The sequence below is a fragment of the Campylobacter vulpis genome (assembly GCF_014217995.1).
Lineage (GTDB): Bacteria > Campylobacterota > Campylobacteria > Campylobacterales > Campylobacteraceae > Campylobacter_D > Campylobacter_D vulpis.
The window spans coordinates 854,774-873,324 of the sequence record NZ_CP041617.1 but is presented as its reverse complement, the minus strand read 5'-3'; the positions used below and the strand labels follow the sequence as shown (position 1 = coordinate 873,324).

Below are 18,551 nucleotides of genomic sequence, written 5' to 3'. Positions count from 1 at the left end.
AGGTAGTTTTAAAAGGCTACCCCCCCCCCCCCCCGATAATTCTGTCTAAATGTTTAAGTGCATTGATATAATCAAGAGCCGACATTATCCCTGCGTTTTCATACTCATCTTTTGCTGGGATAGTGGCTAGGGTGAATTCTAATTGAAAATCTTTTGCCATTAAGCCTTGATTTTTAAGCTCTGCGACCCTTTGGATTAATTTTTGTGCGGCAAAGAGTGCGTTTTGAGTATTAATACCTTTTGAGTCCCAACCTATACTTTCAAAATAGTCCTTAATCCTATCCACATCTTCTTTTTCAAAAATTTTTTTCGCACTATATGCACTTTGCGTAGAGGTTCTTCTGTGTATGGCGTGATGATAGACTTGCACACAGATGACATTGAAATTTTTGGCTATATTTTCTCTTTCAAAATCGTAAAATGCGATGTTTTTAGTCGCTCCCCAGCCTCCTACCATAAAAACAAGGGCTTTAGGACTTTTACTTGTATCGTAGCTTATGCGGTATTCAAGTTTGGCTTTTCTCTTAAGATTTAGCTCTACATCATCGCAAGATGGGATTAAAAAGCTTTTATTTACTAGCATTATTAATCTTTTTTAAAATGACACCACATTCCAAATGAGGTGTGAGGGCAAATTGGTCAAAAAGGGCGAAATTTGTGATGGTGTGCGTTTGTGTGAGTTGGGTTAAATTTTCTTTAAGACTTGTTGGATTACAAGAAATGTAAAGAATATTTTCATATTTTTTTGCTAAATCAATCACACTTTCTTCAAGTCCAGCCCTTGGAGGGTCAAGGAGGACATGAGAAAAATGAAAGCTATCTAAGTCAATGTCCTTAAGTCTAAAAAATTCCCTCTCCTTTCTTAAAGCCTTGCTTAATTCCTCGCTCGAAAGCCTTGCAAAATGGATATTTGAGCTATTATTTAAAGTGCAGTTTTTAAGAGCGTAGGCTATATTTTTCTTACTTAACTCAGTAGCTAAAACCCTACGAAAAAAGGGTGCTAAAGCAAGGGTAAAATTTCCATAGCCACAATAAAGCTCTAATAAATCGCTTTTTTCTTGCGTTAAAATTTGCTTACTAACCCATTCTATCATCTTTTCATTGATGTAGGTATTAGGCTGTATGAAGCAGTCATTATCAAATTCATAAATAATTTTTTTCCCCTTAATATCTAAAACCTGCCTTAAATTTTCCTTACCAAAAATGAGTTTTTTACCTCTACTTCTTGCAATGAGATTTAAATTTAATGCGTTTGATAGTTTCGTTAAATCTTCTTTGATTTCTAAAGTGTCCTTATGATAAAGCAAGCTTACGCTAAGTTCTTTTTTACTTGCTAGAAATTCCACTCCAAAAAGCTTAGTTTTGAGCTTTTGATTAAGATTTAAGGCTTGTAAAAGTTTAGGCATTAAGGCACAAATTTTTTCATCAGCAAAGTCTAAATTACGCACGATATATTTTTGTTTTCCATTAAACATTGCATAAAAAATTTCACCATTTTCATTATGAAAAAAGCTTAATTCAGCCCTCGTTCTAAAATGAGAAGTAGGGGAGCTAAAAAGCTCAAAATCCCCCTTATAAAAGGGCTTAAAAAGCTCTTTAGCTTCTAAAATTTTTTGCTCAAAATTGATATTCAAACTTTTTTCCCTATAATTCTTAATAAAAGCGTGATTAAAATAAAATTAAGCGGCAGCACAAGCCACACGCTAAGTCCTAAAGCCACAGGGATATAACCTGTAAATAAGGAAATCGCACAAATAAATAAAGCATAAGGAATTTGTGTCCTTACATGCTCCATATGGTCGCATTTTGCACTCATAGAGGATAAAATCACATTGTCAGAAATTGGCGAGCAATGATTACCAAAAATCGCTCCCGTTAGCACACAGCTAATATTTAGCACCATATAATGATGTAAAGCCTCACCCTCCAAGCCATTTAATTTTGCTATTTCAAAGGCAAGAGGCACGGCAAGGGGCATTAAAACACCCATAGTTCCATAACTTGTCCCTATGGCAAAAGAAATGAGTGAAGCGAAAGCAAAAATGGTCGCAGGTAGGATAAATTCAGGCAATTTATCAGCAAGTAAATGCGTGATAAAAGTCGAAGTGCCAAGGTCCTTAACTATGCTTGAAAGAGACCAAGCAAGAAGAAGTAAAACTATGGTAAAAATCATAGTTTTCCAACCATAAATCCAAGTCTCAATCGCCTCTTTAATGTTAAAAATTCTGCGTCTTACTCCTATGAAAATCGCTACAATAGCCGCAAATAAAGCCGCTTGAAAAAGCACAATGGAAGAATCCGCACTCCCAAAAGCACTTCTTAGCGTTTCGAAAGAAAGAGGATTTGCCCTTGCGTTTGCAAGTTCCTCACCCTCAAGCACACTAAAGCCGTTAAAATAAAAACCTACAATCGCAAGGATAATCAAAGTCATCACAGGCACAATAGCATCAAAAGCTCTTATTTCTATGCCCTCTTTTGGAGCTAAGAATTGGTCTTCAAGCTCTGCGGTATCAAGTGCGGCAGATTTTGAAACAGGCGCTATTTGCCCCGTTGTTTTAGCTCTTATTTGTGCTGCATACATCGAGCCAAATTCACGCCCCATAATAGCCGTAAGAACAACAAAAAAGAGCATAAAGATATTATAAAAGCGGTATGGTATGGTTTCTACAAAAATTCCAAAGGCGCTTATATTATCTATACCTATACTTGCATAAGCGTTTTTAATGAGCGAAACTTCAAGTCCTATCCAAGTCGAAATAATAGCTATACCAGCCACAGGAGCAGCGGTAGAATCTATAATGAAAGCGAATTTTTCCCTTGAAATTTTAAATTTATCCGCTAAAGGACGCATAATGGGACCTACGATAAGCAAATTTGCATAATCATCAAAGAAAATCAAAAGTCCTATAAACCAAGTGTTAAGTTGAGCGCTAACAGCTGTTTTGGCTCTTTTTGCAAATTTAAGCGCTATGGCTTTAGCACCGCCCATTTTGGTAATAAGTGCGACTAAACCGCCTATGCAAAGAATTTGCAGGATAATTCCGGCATTAACAGGGTCGGAAGTTGATTTTAAAACATAGCTGATGATTTTAGAAAAAGATTCTACTAAAGTATCATAGATATTTATAAGAGCGATGGTATCGACAAAAAAGATATTTGAAGCCAAAGAAAGCAAAAATGTCCCGCTTAAAACTCCCATAAATAAAGACAAAATCACATCTTTAGTAATGAAAGCTAAAATAATGGCAATAAAAGGCGGTAAAAGCGTGATAAAGCCGTAAAATTCAGCATTGACCTTAGCATCGGCAAAAAGAGCAATGGGCAATAAACAAAATACTAGAAATTTCATTACACTTTTTCCACAAAAGACCCTGCCCAGCTTTGCGTTACTGGCATAAGTTCGATTTTATTGACATTGATGTGAGATGGGAGGTGTATAATGGACATCACTACCCTAGCAATATCTTCTGCCGTGATAAATTTAGTATCTTCATAAACGGCATTTGCTTGAGCCTTATCTCCTCTAAAACGCACTTCGCTAAATTCAGTTTTGCAAAGTCCGGGCGCTATGTTTGTAACCTTAATATTTGTGCCTCTTAAATCATTTCTTAAAGCACGAGAAAACTGCCCCACAAAGGCTTTCGTTCCGCAATAAACATTACCGCCAAAATAAGTTAAATTTTCTGCTACTGAGCCAAGATTAAAAATATAAGCATTTTCTTGCTTTCTTAAAAGCGGAATAATAGCCCTTGCCACATATAAAAAACCCTTGACATTTGTATCGACCATAGTGTCAATATCCTCAAGACTTAATTTATCAAATTCCTCAAGCCCTAAGGCTAGTCCAGCATTGTTGAAAAGCACATTGATGTTTTGAAATTCACTAGGTAGAGTCGCCACAGCTTCAAAAAGTTCTTTTTTCTTTCTTACATCAAGATTAAGCGTGTGAATTTGTTCTTTATAAAGCTCTTTAAGCTTGTCTAATCTTTCCTTGCGTCTTGCTAGAGCAACAACTTTAAAACCCTCATCAATAAAGGCTTTTACGCAAGCCTCTCCAAAACCAGAACTCGCACCCGTGATAAAAGCAACTTTTTTCATTCTAATCTTTCTCCATAAAATAAATTTTCATTTTCTTTAAGTCCTAAGCTTCTAAGATAAATGGCATTTTCTTCTTTATCTGCCATTAAGGCAAAATCAAGCGCATTAAAACCCAAATCATCAACAGCAAAAATATCTGCCTTTTTTTCAACCAAAAACTTTAGCATAGCGACATTAGAAAAACTAGCCGCGTGCATAAAGACATTTTTAGAAGTATGTTCTAAGGCACAAAGCGTGATGAAATAGGGCGTTGTATTGTTGGCATTAAGGGCTAATTTTTCATTATTATTAATATATTTAGCATTAACATTTGCACCCTTTTCTATGAGAAGTTTAGCGACTTCATCTTGATGAAATTCTAAGGCATAAAAAAGTGGAGTTTTGCCAAAAGCATTGGCGTGATTGACATTTGCACCCTTTTGGATTAAAAATTCTACATTTTGCTTGTTTTCTAAAGCGTAAAAAATGGCACTTTCATAACCCTCATTTAAATCAAGTCCAAATTTTAAAAGCATATTGATGATTTTAATATCTCTAGCATTTAAGAGGGCTGACCTTAAAGCGAGATTAAGCTCGGCGAGGGAAGGGCTATTCGCCATTATATATTCTTCTAAACGCACTTCATCATAATTTTTATTTGCCATCATTTTGGCAAGTATGCTAATATCTTTATGAATTTTACTTTCCCCAACAGCCCAGTTTAAAAACTCGTTTAAGGCATTACTTGTGAAATAAATATTACTCCCTTTGTCAAATTTAAAATTTTTTTCAAAATAAGCCTCTAAAGGCTCAATAGCCCTATTATACTCCTTCCAAAACTCTCTATAAAGCCTGAAATTTCCTATACTTTGATATGCCCAGTAACGAAAGTATGCTTTGAGGACATTATTTTTTTCTTCCGTATCTTTCGCATCTGCGAGTTTCTTTTGGTAGCTTTGAGGACTTAGGGCGATTTCTAAGAGTAAATATTGAAATTCTTTCAATTTGTCAAAATAGCTAAGTCCTGAGCAAATGCTATTATTTCCACGAATTTGATTAGAAAGTTCATAAAGCTTTTGCGTTGCGGCTTGATTTTTGAGAGAAAATTCGCAGGTTTGAAGATTATCAAGCAGTTCTTTTTGACCTAAATCAACTTTTTGACCAAAAATTTTTGCCTTATTTTGTATGGCAAATTCGCAATTTGCTAAACTAGAACTTAGCAAAAATGCACTTAAAAAAATTAAAATTCTCATTTTAACCCTTACAAAAGCTAGAGTTTTACTCCTCTAGCTTAAAATTTTGTATCTCATTAAAATTAAGATATTTATAAATATTTGCTTTATTTGTGTCATTAAGTTTATCTTTGACGATTTGCAAATACTCCTCTTTACTAGGAATTTTACCCAAAATCGCACACACAGCCGCGAGTTCCGCACTACCAAGATACACCTTAGCACCCATTCCCATTCTGTTGTCAAAATTTCTTGTTGAAGTAGAGAAAACGACAGCACCGTCATTAACCCTGGCTTGATTTCCCATACATAAAGAACAGCCCGGCACCTCTATCCTAGCACCTGCCGCACCAAAGATGCTGTAATAACCCTCTGCCGTTAGTTGCGCTTTGTCCATTTTAGTTGGCGGCACAACCCAAAGGCGTGTTTTAAGTATGCCTTTATCTTTTAAAATTTCACCTAAAGCTCTATAATGCCCTATATTTGTCATACAAGAGCCAACGAAAACTTCGTCAATATTTTTAGGACGCCTCTCATCTTGCAAAATTTCACTTAAGGTCGCCACATCGTCAGGGTCATTAGGACACGCTAAAATAGGCTCTTTAATCTCATTTAAATCAATCTCAAGCACATAAGCATATTTTGCGTCTTTATCTGCTCTTAAAAGAGTAGGATTTTTAAGCCATTCTTTCATTTTTTCTGCTCTTCTTTTGAGTGTTTCCCCGTTTTCATAACCTGCCTCAAGCATTGCTTCTATAAGGCTTATATTTGATTTGATATATTCGCTCACACTTGCTTCGTTTAAATCCACGCAACAAGCCGCCGCACTTCTTTCAGCTGAAGCGTCGCTTAATTCAAAGGCTTGTTCGACTTTTAAATCTGGCAAGCCCTCGATTTCTAAAATTTTTCCCGCAAAAATATTCTTTTTATTTTGCTTTTCTACGCTTAATTTTCCGTCTTTAATCGCATAATAAGGGATAGCATTAACTAAATCTCTTAGGGTAACTCCGGGTTGTAATTCTCCCTTAAAGCGCACCAAAACACTTTCAGGCACATTTAAAGGCATAGCGCCTGTTACTGCCGCAAAGGCTACAAGCCCACTTCCTGCTGGAAAAGAAATACCGATAGGAAAACGCGTATGCGAGTCTCCGCCTGTTCCTACGCTATCAGGTAAAACAAAGCGGTTAAGCCAAGAGTGGATAACGCCGTCTCCGGGCTTTAAACTCACACCGCCACGACTTGTGATGAAATTTGGTAAGGTTTTATGAAGATTAGAATCACTTATTTTAGGATAAGCTGCCGTATGGCAAAAGCTCTGCATAACAAAATCCGCATTAAAACCAAGACTAGCAAGCTCTTTTATCTCGTCTCTTGTCATCGGTCCTGTGGTATCTTGCGAACCAACGGTCAAGGTTGTAGGCTCTATATACATACCCGCTCTCACGCCCTTAACTCCACAAGCACGCCCTAGCATTTTTTGTGCTAAAGTGTAACCCCCCTCACTTTCTTTTGGCTGCTCTGGCTTAATGAAAATCGTTTCATTTTCAAGCTTTAAAAATTCCCTTGCCTTAGCACAAAGCCCACGCCCTATGATGAGAGGGATTCTTCCTCCTGCTCTTACTTCATCGATGATGGTATTTGGATTGAGTTTAAATTCGCTAATAACAGAGCCATTTTTGATAATTTTACCCTCATAAGTGTGAATTTCAAACTCATCGCCCATTTCAAGCTGACTTACATCACAAACGATAGGTAAAGCTCCGCTATCTTGAGCGGTATTAAAGAAAATCGGTGCTATGGTTGAACCCATAATAATGCCACCACTATGTTTATTTGGCACACCCTTAATCTTTTTTCCTAAATGCCACTGTATGGAATTTATAGCGGATTTTCTACTTGAGCCTGTGCCGACCACATCACCGACATAAACGATTTCTCTCCCACTTTTTTTAAGTTCTTTGATTTTTTCTAATGAACCAGCTTGACGCACCTTAAGCATAGCATTAGCGTGTAGGGGGATATCACTTCTCGTAAAAGCATCACCGGCAGGACTTAAATCGTCCGTGTTTGTTTCTCCAGCTACCTTAAAAACGATACATTTTATCACTTCGGGGAGTTTTTCTTTTTTCAAAAACCACTCCGCATTAGCCCAGCTTTGCAAAATTTCTTTAGCATAAGGATTTGTTTTGCTAAGTTCTGCTATGGTATAAAAATCATCGTGGATAAAAATGATATTTTTAAGCACATCAGCTGCGTCTTTTGCTAAATTTTCATCTTTTAAAGCCTCGATTAATACCTTAACATTATAGCCGCCTAGCATAGTTTCTAACATTTTAAGGGCGCGTTTTTTATCGATTTTAGGGGCGTTAATTTGTCCCTTTAAAATTTTATCTAAAAATTCACACTTAACTAAAGCCGCATCATCAACACCCGGATTTACTCTTTCTTCTAAAAGTGAGGCTAAAAATTCATCATCACTTGTTTTAAGCAATTCGCAAAGGGTTTTTGTTTGCTCTACGCTTAAAGCTAAAGGTGGAATGCCCAAAGCTGCTCTTTCTTTGACTAGAGCATTATATTCTTCTATAAAAGACATCGCTTCTCCTTAATAATTTTTAGTTGCAATTTTAACATTTATAAAGATAAAAAATATTTAAATTTTTATTTATAAATTTCTTTTTGTTACTTATTGATACAAGTAAATAAAAATTAACATTAAAAAATTAAAATAATTTATTTTCTTCTTCCTTTTTTTTGTTAAAAAGCTCAAGAAATTCTTGAGTATTTTGCAGTAAAATGAGACAATAGGTAAAATCTTTAAATTGTTTCAAATCTTCTAGTTTGCTATAAGAATAATCACAAAAAAGTGAATTGCACAAAGCGTTTTTAAAACCTTTGATATCTTTTGTTTTTTCCTTCCAAAAATTAAAATTTTCTTCATTAAAAACGACAATAAAGGCTTTTCTAGCTTTACCAAATTCGGTAATTTCGTAATTTTCATTAACAAAATAAATTTCATAGCATTCAAATTTTTTAAGGTCAAAGGTCAATTTTTGCATATTATTTTCAAGAAAATTAAGCCATTTAACAAAAAATTTCACATAAAAAGGTGCAAGGCTTAAATTTTTATATAAATTTCCCTTATAAATAAAAGTGCTAAAAAATAAGGAACTATTTTTTTGAAGTTCAAAAAAATCATCACAAAGTGTTTTATACTTAGCACAAAGTTTTAAAAGATAAGTTGTATCATCGAGGCAAAAAAAAGTATTATTTTTAGCATTTTTGATAAGGTCAAAATCTAAAAAAACATTTGCATTAAGCTGTTGAATACCAAAAATTTTGGCAATTTCCAGTTCTATTTTGTCGCAAAAAATGAATTGTAAATTTTTTTCTTCACTCAAAAAACGCAATAATCTTAAAAGTGCCTTTTGCAAGTCTTCGCACAAAAGATAAAAAACATCTTTATCTTCAACGATGATTTGCCTTTCGCTTACCACAACAAAAGCCCCTCTTTTTACCGCTTCTTTTAATTCTTCTTCATCGTTTGAAAAAAAGGCGTAGCTAGGCTTTAAGCTTTGCAAATTAAGAGCAAAGCCACCCACACTTAGCATACTGCCTTCATTTAGCACTTTTGCGTTTAAAAGTTCGCTTAAATTTGAAATTTGCATTAGCCTATTAAAGAACCGCTTTCTACAAGTTCCCTAGGGCTAATTAGCACGAGCTTATCGCCACTTTTAGCAGAAAGTATCATACCATCACTTTCATAGCCAAAAATTTTTGCCTTTTTAAGATTAGAGATGAGACAAACTTGTTTTCCTATAAGCTCTTCTGGTTTATAGAATTTTGCTATACCCGAAAGCACCTGTCTTGTTTCGCCATTTTCAAGCTCAAGTATGAATTTAAGCAATTTTTCGCTACCTTCAATCCTTTCGCACTCTTTCACTAAAGCCACTTTAAGCTCGATTTTAGCAAAATCGTCAATCTTAATTTTTGGCATTTGAATTTTTTCTTCTTTTTTTTCTTCGCTTAAAAGTGCTTTTTCAATTTTTGGAAATAATGCCTCACAAGCACTAGCCTTAAAATCTAAAAGCGAATTTTGCAAAATAAGTTTTTGATAAATTTGCGGAGTGATTTCAAAATTTAAGGCTTTAGCCACTTTTTGTGTGCTTTTGGGCAGAGTAGGGTGCAAAAGAATACTAACCTTAGCCAAAATATTCGCACATAAAGAAACTAGGGCATTTGCCTTACTTGCTTCATTATTTTTTATCAAATTCCAAGGCTCATATTTACTAATACTTAAATTTGCTACACTCAAAGCCTTAAAAAGCTCTTCTAAATAGCGATTAAATTGAAAATTTTCTATGAATTCTAAGGCATTTTGAAGATGTAAATTTGCTTCATTTAATTCTGCTTCATAAAAATGCGAAACTTCATTGTGTAAAATTTCACCATTTGAGTATTTAAGACTCATTCCAACAATGCGGTTTAACAAATTGCCAAATTCGTTACTAAGCTCGGCATTAATGCGGCTTATAAGCATTGCTTCGCTAAAGTCCCCGTCATTTCCAAAAGGCACTTCTCTTAGTAAAAAATAGCGAAAAGCCTCTAAGCCATAGGCATCTGCGATGATTTTTGGGTGCAGGGCATTTCCCTTTGATTTACTCATTTTTTCTCCGTCTTTAGTCCACCAGCCGTGTGCGGCGATGTATTTTGGTAGGGGTAAATTAGCACTCATCAAAAAAGCAGGGAAATAAATCGCGTGAAAACGCAAAATATCCTTACCAACCAAATGCACAAAAGCAGGTAAAAAGCCTAAATTTTCGCTTTTTTTATCAAGTTCTAGTGAGCTAATGTAAATAAACAAAGCGTCAAGCCATACATAAATAATGTGCTTATCGTCATTTAAATTTTGAGGGATTTTAATCCCCCACTCAAAGCTCGTGCGTGTGATAGAAAGGTCTTTTAGTCCATTTTCAATAAAATTAATCAGTTCAGTTTTTTTATTTTTAGGCACTATGGGGTCGCTTTCATACCATTTTAAAATATCTTTTTCATATTTTGAAAGCTTGAAAAAATAGCTCTCCTCCTTTAAAAGCTTCGTTTCTTTTCCGCAATCAGGACAGCCACAGCCATTTGTAAGCTGGGTTTGCGTGAAAAAACTTTCACAAGAAACGCAGTAGTAGCCCTCATATTCACCCTTATAAATGTCGCCTTTCTCCCACATTGTTAAAAAAACTTGTTGAACGAATTTGATATGCCTTTCATCTGTGGTGCGTGCGTAAATATCATAGCTTATCTCAAATTCGTCCCAGAGCTTTTTAAATTCAAGACTGATTTTATCGGCGTATTCTTTAGGGCTGTGATTTTTATTTTTAGCGGCTTGTTCGATTTTTTGTCCGTGCTCATCTGTGCCTGTTAAAAAGAGTGTTTTGTGTCCGCTTAGTCTATAAAAGCGCGCTAAAGTATCGGCGATGATGGTTGTATAAGCGTGTCCTAAATGAGGGACATCATTGACATAATAAATCGGTGTGGTAATGTAACGCATTTTACTCCTTTAAAATTCAAATCCGCCTTCGGTTTTACCCTTAGACATACTATTATAAACGGCATCTACATAGCTTTTTCGCGTAGTGCAGTTAAAAATTTCTTCGCACTTATAGCAGGAATTTAAGCCTTTATCATTTTGACATTTTTGCAAAATGTCTTTTTTTACTCTCATATCCTCTTCAAATTTATCAGCCATTGTATGCCTTTAAAAGTTTATTAATTTCATATTTACTTCCAAAAAAACAAGGGCTAGTAGCGTGAATTTGATGAAATTCAAGCTCGAGCAAGGAGGCATTTTGTCCGTTGCTAGTCGCCCCTCCAGCTTTTTCAACGATGAAAGCAAGAGGAAAAATTTCAAAAAAGGCTCTTAATTTTCCATTTGGAGCATCTTTTGTGGCAGGGTAGCTAAAAAGCCCTCCGCCCTTAAGTAAAATTTGATGAATATCGCTTACCATAGCTCCGCTATATCTTAACCTATACCCCTCTTCAAAAAGTTCTTTAATGAAATTTGCGTGTTTATTGTCCCAGAATTTTTGTGTGCCTCCTGTGGCGTTAATTTTGCCTTTTTCAGCCATTTTAAGCTCTTTGACAAAGTCAAATTTGCCACTTTCATTTAAGCGATAAAGCCTCACTTCCTTACCCTCGCAAAAAACAAACTCAAGCCTCGCTCCATAAATGCTATAAAGTGCTGCTTTTAAATTTTTAGGCGAAACTTCCTCTTCGTAAATGGCAAAAATAGAGCCTATGGCAAAATTCACATCCATTAAAGAAGAGCCATCAAGAGGATCGTAAGCTACGATAAATTTGCCCTTTTCATTGAGTTTTAGGATTTCTTCTTTTTCTTCGCTAATGAGAGCCTTTAGAGCTTTACTTTCGCTTAAGTTTTTAGTGATAATTTCATCGCTTAAAACATCAAATTTAAGTTGAGTATCGCCACTTGAGTTTTTTTCTTCACTATATGAGGTGTCTGGAAATTTCAGTGCGTTTGCAATGTCTATCACGGCTTTTTGTATAAGTTTAACGAGTTCTTGCATCAAATTCTCCTTTTAAGGCATTATTAAGTATGAAGGAAGCGATTTGCTCTAAGTCGCTTAAATCAAGCCAAGTAAGATTTTTATAAGAAATTTTTTCATAGCTAGCTACCGCATTTGAGTAAGCAAAATAATCCTCATCAATATCCTTATAAAAAACACTAATTCTAGGCAAATCAAGCTCTTTAAATCCCTCAATCAAACACAAATCAAATTCCACAAATCTCAAAACTTCGAAAAGATCTTTTTTTTCGTGAGAAAAAAGAGTTGTTCTTGTCGGGCTTAAAATGATAGTTTCTGCACCACTTTGAAAGAATTTAAAGCTGTCTTTACCCTCTATATCAAAATTCGCCTTATCGGCTGGGTCGTGCTTAATCACAAGCACCTTTAAGCCCTTTTGAATAAAGTGTTGCGTTAGTTTTTCTATCAGCGTGGTTTTACCAGAATTTGACGGACCACTAAAAGCCATAATGAGTTGCTTCATACATACTTCCTAAAAAATATAAAATTATATCTTTTCTTTTTAATGAAAATTAAATTTTCGCCTTTATTTTTGTTTTAGCTTTGAATATTGTGAATAGTTCATCAGTAAAATGGTCTAAATTTTATCTTGTATCTATTAATAATTTCATCAAAATCTCGCACAATTTCTTACCTGCTAATATTTTTAATTCAAAAATGCTTATTTTTGTTTTAAATATTTTGCTATAAAAAAAGAAATTTTAACACTAAAATTTTGAGAAAATTTAACTCAGTCTTCCTTATTAATACCAAATGTTTCGCCGTTTTTTTTACTTTGATAACTTTACAAATGAATGACCCATTTGCAGCAAAAATGAACGCTTTTTATCTAAAATTAAAGGACTATCCTTATACTTTATCTCGTCTGGTATTTGTAGAAATTTTAATCCGTTTATTTTTTTATTGAGTAATGTCGCTTCTTTATGATTTTATGCTAAATTGTGCATTTTTACCTTTCTTTTAAGCATAATTTGCGTTAAATTATATAATTTTATATAATATTAAGGATTTTTTAAAGGATAAAAATGAAAAAAATAATTTTAATATTCTCTTTATTTTTAAGTGCTTGTGTGCATAAAAATGAGGTGCAAAAAGAAGTGAATTTAAAAACCCAAACGCTAATGTTCGCACAAAAACATAAATTTAGCGTTGCTGATGTAAGCATTGTAGCGACTCTAAGTTATCTTAATCCTACCTTAGATGAGGGGAGTGAGGAGGATATTTTTATTTTATCTTTTACGCCAAATAGCTTGGAACTTCACAATCTAAAAGCCTTTATCAATGGAAGGGAAGCAAAAATTGAAGCACTTGAGATGAAAGATACGCTTTTAAAATATGTGATTAATAATAGCTATACGAAGCATTTTAAAATAAGTTTGCCTAGCTTTAAGAGAGAAAATGCTCTTAAAGCTAAGATTTGTTCGCTTGAGTTTGCGTGTTTTGAATTAAATTTTCAAAGATATCCAAAATCTTTATATTATCGTTCAGAAGATGTCGATACGCAATATAATTAGCCAAAACCTTTTTTCCATAAATTCGAGTCTCTTGATAAGGCACAAGTTCCATAGATAAAAAAGGCTCATATTTTCCCTCTTTAAACATATCATTTCTTTTTAAAAGTCTAGTGGTAAAGCCTATGCCTGCATTATAAGCGTAAAAAACATAAAGCGGAGAGTTTAGGTGCTTTTCTAAATAATTTAAGTGATGATTAGCAAATAAATAGGCAATTTCAGGTTTAAACATAAAATCTTGGTCGAAATTTGCGATTTTAAGCTCTTTATGTCCGATGTGATTTGCTAAAAAGGGCATAAATTGCATAGTTCCAAGTGCGTAAGAAGTCGAAATCGCCGTAGGGATAAAGCGACTTTCTTGTCTAGCTATGGCTAAAATAAGGGCTTGTCTTTTTACATCATAGTCCTTAATATACTCAAAATAAGGCATTATGAAATAATTTTTCTTATCGATTTTTTCTTTTATGAGAGCATAAATGGGTAGAGTGCTTTGCGTTTTGAATTCTTTTTCTAGTCTTTTTAACTCATTTGCATCAGCATTTCTTATGCGTCTGGCAAGCTCTTGCCACGCGAAAGGATTACTCATATCAAATTTGCTTTTTGTATCGGGTGCTTTCAATACCTTAAGTTCAACAAAAGGTGCATTAGTAAGCTCCCTAGCATAAAGACTATAAATATTTAAGGACTGGCTTTTAGCAAGTTCTTTTAGGTGCTTTTCATCTTTTTTAATGAGCCACAGCCAAAAAAGTGCATTATCTTGGTTTGCTTTTTGCTTAAAGCTTTCATAGGCACTTTTAAAAAAATGATACGCTAAATCTTCTTCCTCAAAAACAAGGGCATTAACCCCCAAATAAAAAGCAGTGTCCTCCTTTACCTTGCTAGCATTAACTTCTAAAAGTGATTCTGCAAATTTGGCATTTTCTTTTTTGATAATGATATTTTGTGCAAAATTTTTAAAGCTATCCTGAGTGGTAAGTTTATTAACAAAATTTGCATTTAGCTCAAAATCCGTTTTTTTAGAATAATTAAAGTATTTAAAAAAGGCATTTGCGTCCTCTTTTTTAACGATATAGTTCATAGGATTTTTTTCATTAAAGGCAAGGAGTAGGGTGCTAAAATTTGGCAAATTTTTTGCAAGAACCTTTCTTGTATCTGGCGTGAGAGAGGCGATGAAATTAAGAGAATTTAAACGCACACTTTGACAAGTGGCATTTGCATCAAGTATGGTATCCTTAGTGTAGGTATAGCACTTTGCATATTTTGAATTAACATAGGGCTTTAAGGGGGCGAGCTTATCCAACTCCTTTTTTAATACCCCAACATAGCGAAAAATATGCGAATGTAAATTTTGCACTTCTTTTTTTTCTAGGGATTTTTTTTGCAAAAGTCGGTAAATATAATAATCTTTAGCTATGGAATTTTCATATTTTTTTAAGGTTTCAAGCTCATAATGAGCGGCATTTAAATAACACAACGCAAAAGCAAGTAAAAAAAATTTTTTCATCTTAACACTCCGCCTAAGATTAAATTACTTAAAAGATTATTGATAAACCATAAAGCAAAAACGATGATTAAAGGCGCTAGGTCTATATTTCCTATGCGTGTCGGAATTTTACTTACAAGTTTATAGGCAGGTGTGCTAAGTTTGTATAAAATTTGCACGATAGGATTGTAAGGGTCTGGATTAACCCAACTAATTAAAGCTGTGATAATAATTACCCAAGTATAAGCCGTGATGAAAAATTGCACCGCCTGAATTAAAGATATTAAAATAGCATCTGTCATCTTAAACCTTTCTCGCTAGTTCTTTTATAAAGGGCTTTAGGTAAGGATAAAGCTCGGTAAGCTCGGGTCCGTGTGTGCTGCCTGTAAGCACAATTCTTAAAGGCATAAAAAAGTTTTTACCCCTTAAGCCACTAAGTTTTATTAATTCTTGCTTAAATTCCTCGTAGTTTTCTTTTAGCTCACATTTTTCTAAAGCCTCTTTTAAAATCACACATTCTTTCTCAAATTCACCATAAGCTTTTTTGGCAAAAATGGCTTCCAATTTCTCTTTAAGCTCCACCAAAGTGCTAGCCTCTTGCGTGTAAAATTTCGCTAAAGGGGCTAAGTTTTTATCCGTCTTTAAAAGAGCGTTTAAGCTTGTATCATCAAGTCTTTTAATATGCTCCCTATTGATTTGCAAAAGCTTTTTTAAGTCAAATCTAGCCGGTGCTTTAGAAAGTTTTTGCAAGTCAAACCACGAAATTGCCTCATCAAGGGTAAAAATTTCGCAAGGGGTTTTATTGCCAAGTAATAATAAATAATTCGCCACCGCACTTGGTAAAATCCCACTCTCTAAAAGCCATTTTACGCTAGAATGTGCCTCTCTTTTACTCATTTTTTGCCCCTCTTCATTAAGGATAATGGGCAAATGTGCATAAGTCATAGGCTTTTCATAATTCAAACTTGCACGGATATGCTCTTGCTTGGGCGTGTTAGAGACATGATCCTCGCCTCTTATAATGCACGAAACACCCTCAAGCATATCATCAACCGCACAAGCGAAATTATAAGTAGGCGTTTTATCCGCTCTCATAATGACAAAACTATCGATATTTTCAGGCTCAAAGCAAAGCTCCCCCTTAATAAAGTCTTTAAATTTCATCGCTTTTTCTGGTTTTTTAAGGCGTATAACAAAGGGCTTTTCATTTTCTAAAACATCGTTATCTTGCAAATTCTCACAAGTTCCATCATAGCGGTAAGGTTTATTTTGTGCCTTAGCAGCTTCTTTTTTAGTGTTTAATTCTTCTTCGGTGCAAAAACAAGCAAAAGCCTTTTTTTCGCTGACTAATTTTAAAGCCATTTGGCGGTGAAATTTCAAATTTTCACTTTGCACATAATAATGCTGCCAAGAAATGCCAAAAAGTTTTAAAATTTTCTTAATTTCCTCTTCTTTTCCTGCGATATTTCTAGCCTTATCTGTATCTTCTATGCGTAAGATAAAGTCTGTTTTTTCCTGCTTAGAACAAAGGTAATTAATCAAAGCCGCTCTTAAATTTCCTATATGCATATCTCCAGTAGGAGAGGGTGCGAAACGATACATTTTATAACCTTTTATGGATTTTGAGTGGGGATTATAACAAAAAAGTTTATATGGATATTTAATTTTAGCTTGTTATAATTCGCATTTTATTTTGGAGGGCTTGATGATATTTTTAATTTTTTCTTTTGGTGTAACTTTAATTTTTGGCTTGGCAAATATTTATATTTACAAAAGATTAGTGCTTAAATTCATCACACTTAAATATTTAAGGCGACTTTTTGCCTTAATACTTTTCACACTTTTTTTAGCACAAGCTTTTTTTATGGTTTTTCGCTCAAGCGAATATTTAAATGATACTTGGTATAGTTTTTTTGCTTCTTTATATGCGCCGACTTATTGCTTTTTCTTTGTAACTTTACTTTTAGATTTTTTAAGGCTTGTTTTAACGCTTTTGGGAAAAAGTTTTATGAAAATTGCCTCTTTTCTTAAAGTGAGTTTTGAAATTTTTGTGCTTTTATTTGGAGCTTTCATAACTTATTTTAGTATTTATAGTGCGATTAAAGTGCCTGAATTTAACGAAGTTGATATTGAAATTTCGCATTTAACAAAAGAGCTTAAAATCGCTATGCTAACGGATATTCATTTAGGAAAAAATTTGCACGAAAAATTTCTAAGTGAAATTATAGAAAAGGTTAATAGTAAAAATGTCGATATGATCGTTATCGTGGGTGATTTGGTCGATGCAAAGCCTGAAACTTTAAAGCCCTACATCTCAAAACTCAATGATTTAAAATCAACTTACGGCACTTTTTATGCTTTGGGAAATCACGAATATTATCACGGAATCAATGAAGTTTTAGAGCTTTTAAAAGGTCAAACTAATATGAGAATTTTAGTCAATGAAGGCGTAGATTTAGGCTTTATCAATATCGCTGGAGTAGGGGACTTAGTAGGACTTAGAAAGGGTATCTTAGCACCTGATTTAGCAAGGGCTAAGGTGGATTTAAATTTAAGCAAACCAAGCATTTTACTCGCCCATCAGCCTAAAACCACACAGCTTTATGATGTGAGTGATTTTGATTTGATTTTAAGCGGACATACGCACGGAGGGCAAATTTTCCCTTTTGCACTTTTGGTAAAGCTTCAGCAAGGTTTTGTTTCAGGGCTTTATCCTTTGAGTGAAAAAACGCAACTTTTTGTGAGTCGTGGGGCAGGCTTTTGGGGACCTAGCCTTAGAACTTTTTCTCAAAGTGAGCTTGTTATTTTAAATTTAAGGGGCGATAAATGAGTTTTGATAGAGATAGTTCAAGGTTTTTTGGAATTATAGCGGGTTTTAAATTCTTTAAAGCTTTGCAAAGTTTTATTAATGAGCGTTATGTGAATCATTTTAACATTGATATGAGTGAATTTAAAAAACCAAATGAATATGAAAGCTTAAACGCACTTTTCACAAGAAAGCTAGAAAAACTAAGAAATTTAGAAGATGGCTTTATCTCTCCTAGCGATGGGTGCATTTTGCAAAGCGGAGAGGCTTTTTTGGCAGAAAATGAACTTTTTGCTTTTAGCATTAAGGGGCGAACTTATAGCGTAGAAGAGCTTTTAAGGGATAATTATGAAAAAGAGGAGCTAAAAAATGGGCTTAATTACGCAAATATCTATCTTTCTCCAAAAGATTATCACCGCTATCACGCCCCTTGCAATTTGCAAATTTTAAGCTTAACTTATACGAGTGGCGCACTTTTTAGCGTCAATGAAAAGCATTTGTCAAAAATAGCAAATCTTTACACACAAAATGAAAGAGTGAGTTTAAAATGTAAAAGTGTAGAAAAAAATTTCATTTTTTGGCTTGTATTTGTTGGGGCGCAAAATGTCGGCAAAATGTGCTTTGATTTTGATAAAAGCGTGCAAACAAATATGAAAACGGCACATAATTTTACAAGAAAATATAATGATTTGATTATAAAAAAAGGCGAAGAGCTTGGAAATTTTGAGTTAGGTTCTACCATAGTTGTTTTGTCGCAAAAGGGACATTTAAATTTTGAGCCAAAAACAAGAATTAAATTTGGAGAAAAACTTGCAAATTTTCTTTAAGGAAAATTTGTTTTTTTCT

General features: G+C 34.2%; 17 protein-coding genes. 3 read left to right on the top strand and 14 right to left on the bottom strand.

The window, feature by feature from the left end; genetic code table 11:
• Window positions 1-16 precede the first annotated feature (16 nt).
• The 11 genes from CVULP_RS08765 to mobB form a co-directional block, all read right to left on the bottom strand.
• Window positions 17-583, bottom strand: a complete 567-nt coding sequence (locus tag CVULP_RS08765) for a DUF2920 family protein (protein ID WP_322619412.1) — start codon at window positions 581-583, stop codon at window positions 17-19.
• Entirely contained in the window at window positions 570-1,634 is a 1,065-nt protein-coding gene (gene trmA, locus CVULP_RS04455) for a tRNA (uridine(54)-C5)-methyltransferase TrmA (RefSeq protein WP_099507156.1), read from the bottom strand. Before trmA ends, CVULP_RS08765 begins: the two co-directional genes overlap by 14 nt.
• Window positions 1,631-3,349 carry a Na+/H+ antiporter NhaC family protein gene (locus tag CVULP_RS04450; RefSeq protein WP_099507155.1) on the bottom strand — a complete coding sequence of 573 codons (1,719 nt, stop codon included), beginning with the start codon at window positions 3,347-3,349 and terminating at the stop codon, window positions 1,631-1,633. Before CVULP_RS04450 ends, trmA begins: the two co-directional genes overlap by 4 nt.
• Complete coding sequence (locus CVULP_RS04445; RefSeq protein ID WP_099461920.1) at window positions 3,349-4,098, bottom strand: SDR family NAD(P)-dependent oxidoreductase; 750 nt, start codon at window positions 4,096-4,098, stop codon at window positions 3,349-3,351. The genes CVULP_RS04450 and CVULP_RS04445 overlap by 1 nt, the downstream gene beginning before the upstream one ends.
• Window positions 4,095-5,330, bottom strand: coding sequence for an ankyrin repeat domain-containing protein (locus CVULP_RS04440; protein ID WP_099461917.1), 1,236 nt, complete (start codon window positions 5,328-5,330; stop codon window positions 4,095-4,097). The genes CVULP_RS04445 and CVULP_RS04440 overlap by 4 nt, the downstream gene beginning before the upstream one ends.
• A gap of 25 nt (window positions 5,331-5,355) precedes the next feature.
• Window positions 5,356-7,902, bottom strand: a complete 2,547-nt coding sequence (locus CVULP_RS04435; RefSeq protein WP_099461916.1) for a bifunctional aconitate hydratase 2/2-methylisocitrate dehydratase — start codon at window positions 7,900-7,902, stop codon at window positions 5,356-5,358.
• Window positions 7,903-8,029: 127 nt separating this feature from the next.
• Entirely contained in the window at window positions 8,030-8,974 is a 945-nt protein-coding gene (locus tag CVULP_RS04430; RefSeq protein WP_213242854.1) for a hypothetical protein, read from the bottom strand.
• Complete coding sequence (gene metG / locus CVULP_RS04425; RefSeq protein ID WP_099507674.1) at window positions 8,974-10,851, bottom strand: methionine--tRNA ligase; 1,878 nt, start codon at window positions 10,849-10,851, stop codon at window positions 8,974-8,976. Before metG ends, CVULP_RS04430 begins: the two co-directional genes overlap by 1 nt.
• Before the next feature lie 9 nt (window positions 10,852-10,860).
• A complete protein-coding gene (locus tag CVULP_RS04420) occupies window positions 10,861-11,049 on the bottom strand; it encodes a hypothetical protein (protein ID WP_099507673.1) in 189 nt (62 codons plus the stop codon).
• Window positions 11,042-11,887, bottom strand: a complete 846-nt coding sequence (locus CVULP_RS04415) for a class 1 fructose-bisphosphatase (RefSeq protein ID WP_099507672.1) — start codon at window positions 11,885-11,887, stop codon at window positions 11,042-11,044. The genes CVULP_RS04420 and CVULP_RS04415 overlap by 8 nt, the downstream gene beginning before the upstream one ends.
• On the bottom strand, window positions 11,871-12,368 hold the full coding sequence (mobB, locus tag CVULP_RS04410; RefSeq protein ID WP_099507671.1) for a molybdopterin-guanine dinucleotide biosynthesis protein B: 498 nt from the start codon (window positions 12,366-12,368) through the stop codon (window positions 11,871-11,873). The genes CVULP_RS04415 and mobB overlap by 17 nt, the downstream gene beginning before the upstream one ends.
• Before the next feature lie 562 nt (window positions 12,369-12,930).
• On the opposite strand from mobB, the gene CVULP_RS04405 reads away from it, so the two are divergent.
• Window positions 12,931-13,419, top strand: a complete 489-nt coding sequence (locus CVULP_RS04405) for a hypothetical protein (RefSeq protein ID WP_099461588.1) — start codon at window positions 12,931-12,933, stop codon at window positions 13,417-13,419.
• Here the strand turns inward: CVULP_RS04405 and CVULP_RS04400 are convergent.
• Genes CVULP_RS04400 through gltX form a run of 3 tightly spaced genes read right to left on the bottom strand, consistent with a single transcriptional unit; the run spans window position 13,316 to window position 16,501 of the window.
• Window positions 13,316-14,920, bottom strand: a complete 1,605-nt coding sequence (locus CVULP_RS04400) for a lytic transglycosylase domain-containing protein (RefSeq protein WP_099507670.1) — start codon at window positions 14,918-14,920, stop codon at window positions 13,316-13,318. The genes CVULP_RS04405 and CVULP_RS04400 overlap by 104 nt on opposite strands.
• Window positions 14,917-15,201 (bottom strand): YggT family protein, encoded by a 285-nt coding sequence (locus CVULP_RS04395; RefSeq protein WP_099461590.1) that lies wholly within the window; start codon window positions 15,199-15,201, stop codon window positions 14,917-14,919. Before CVULP_RS04395 ends, CVULP_RS04400 begins: the two co-directional genes overlap by 4 nt.
• A gap of 1 nt (window position 15,202) precedes the next feature.
• Entirely contained in the window at window positions 15,203-16,501 is a 1,299-nt protein-coding gene (gene gltX, locus CVULP_RS04390) for a glutamate--tRNA ligase (RefSeq protein ID WP_099507669.1), read from the bottom strand.
• A gap of 103 nt (window positions 16,502-16,604) precedes the next feature.
• On the opposite strand from gltX, the gene CVULP_RS04385 reads away from it, so the two are divergent.
• Both CVULP_RS04385 and CVULP_RS04380 read left to right on the top strand, forming a co-directional pair.
• The gene (locus CVULP_RS04385) at window positions 16,605-17,729 is read left to right on the top strand and encodes a metallophosphoesterase (RefSeq protein WP_099507668.1); all 1,125 of its coding nucleotides are present in this window, start codon (window positions 16,605-16,607) and stop codon (window positions 17,727-17,729) included.
• A complete protein-coding gene (locus tag CVULP_RS04380; RefSeq protein WP_099507667.1) occupies window positions 17,726-18,532 on the top strand; it encodes a phosphatidylserine decarboxylase in 807 nt (268 codons plus the stop codon). Before CVULP_RS04385 ends, CVULP_RS04380 begins: the two co-directional genes overlap by 4 nt.
• The last annotated feature ends 19 nt before the right edge of the window (window positions 18,533-18,551 follow it).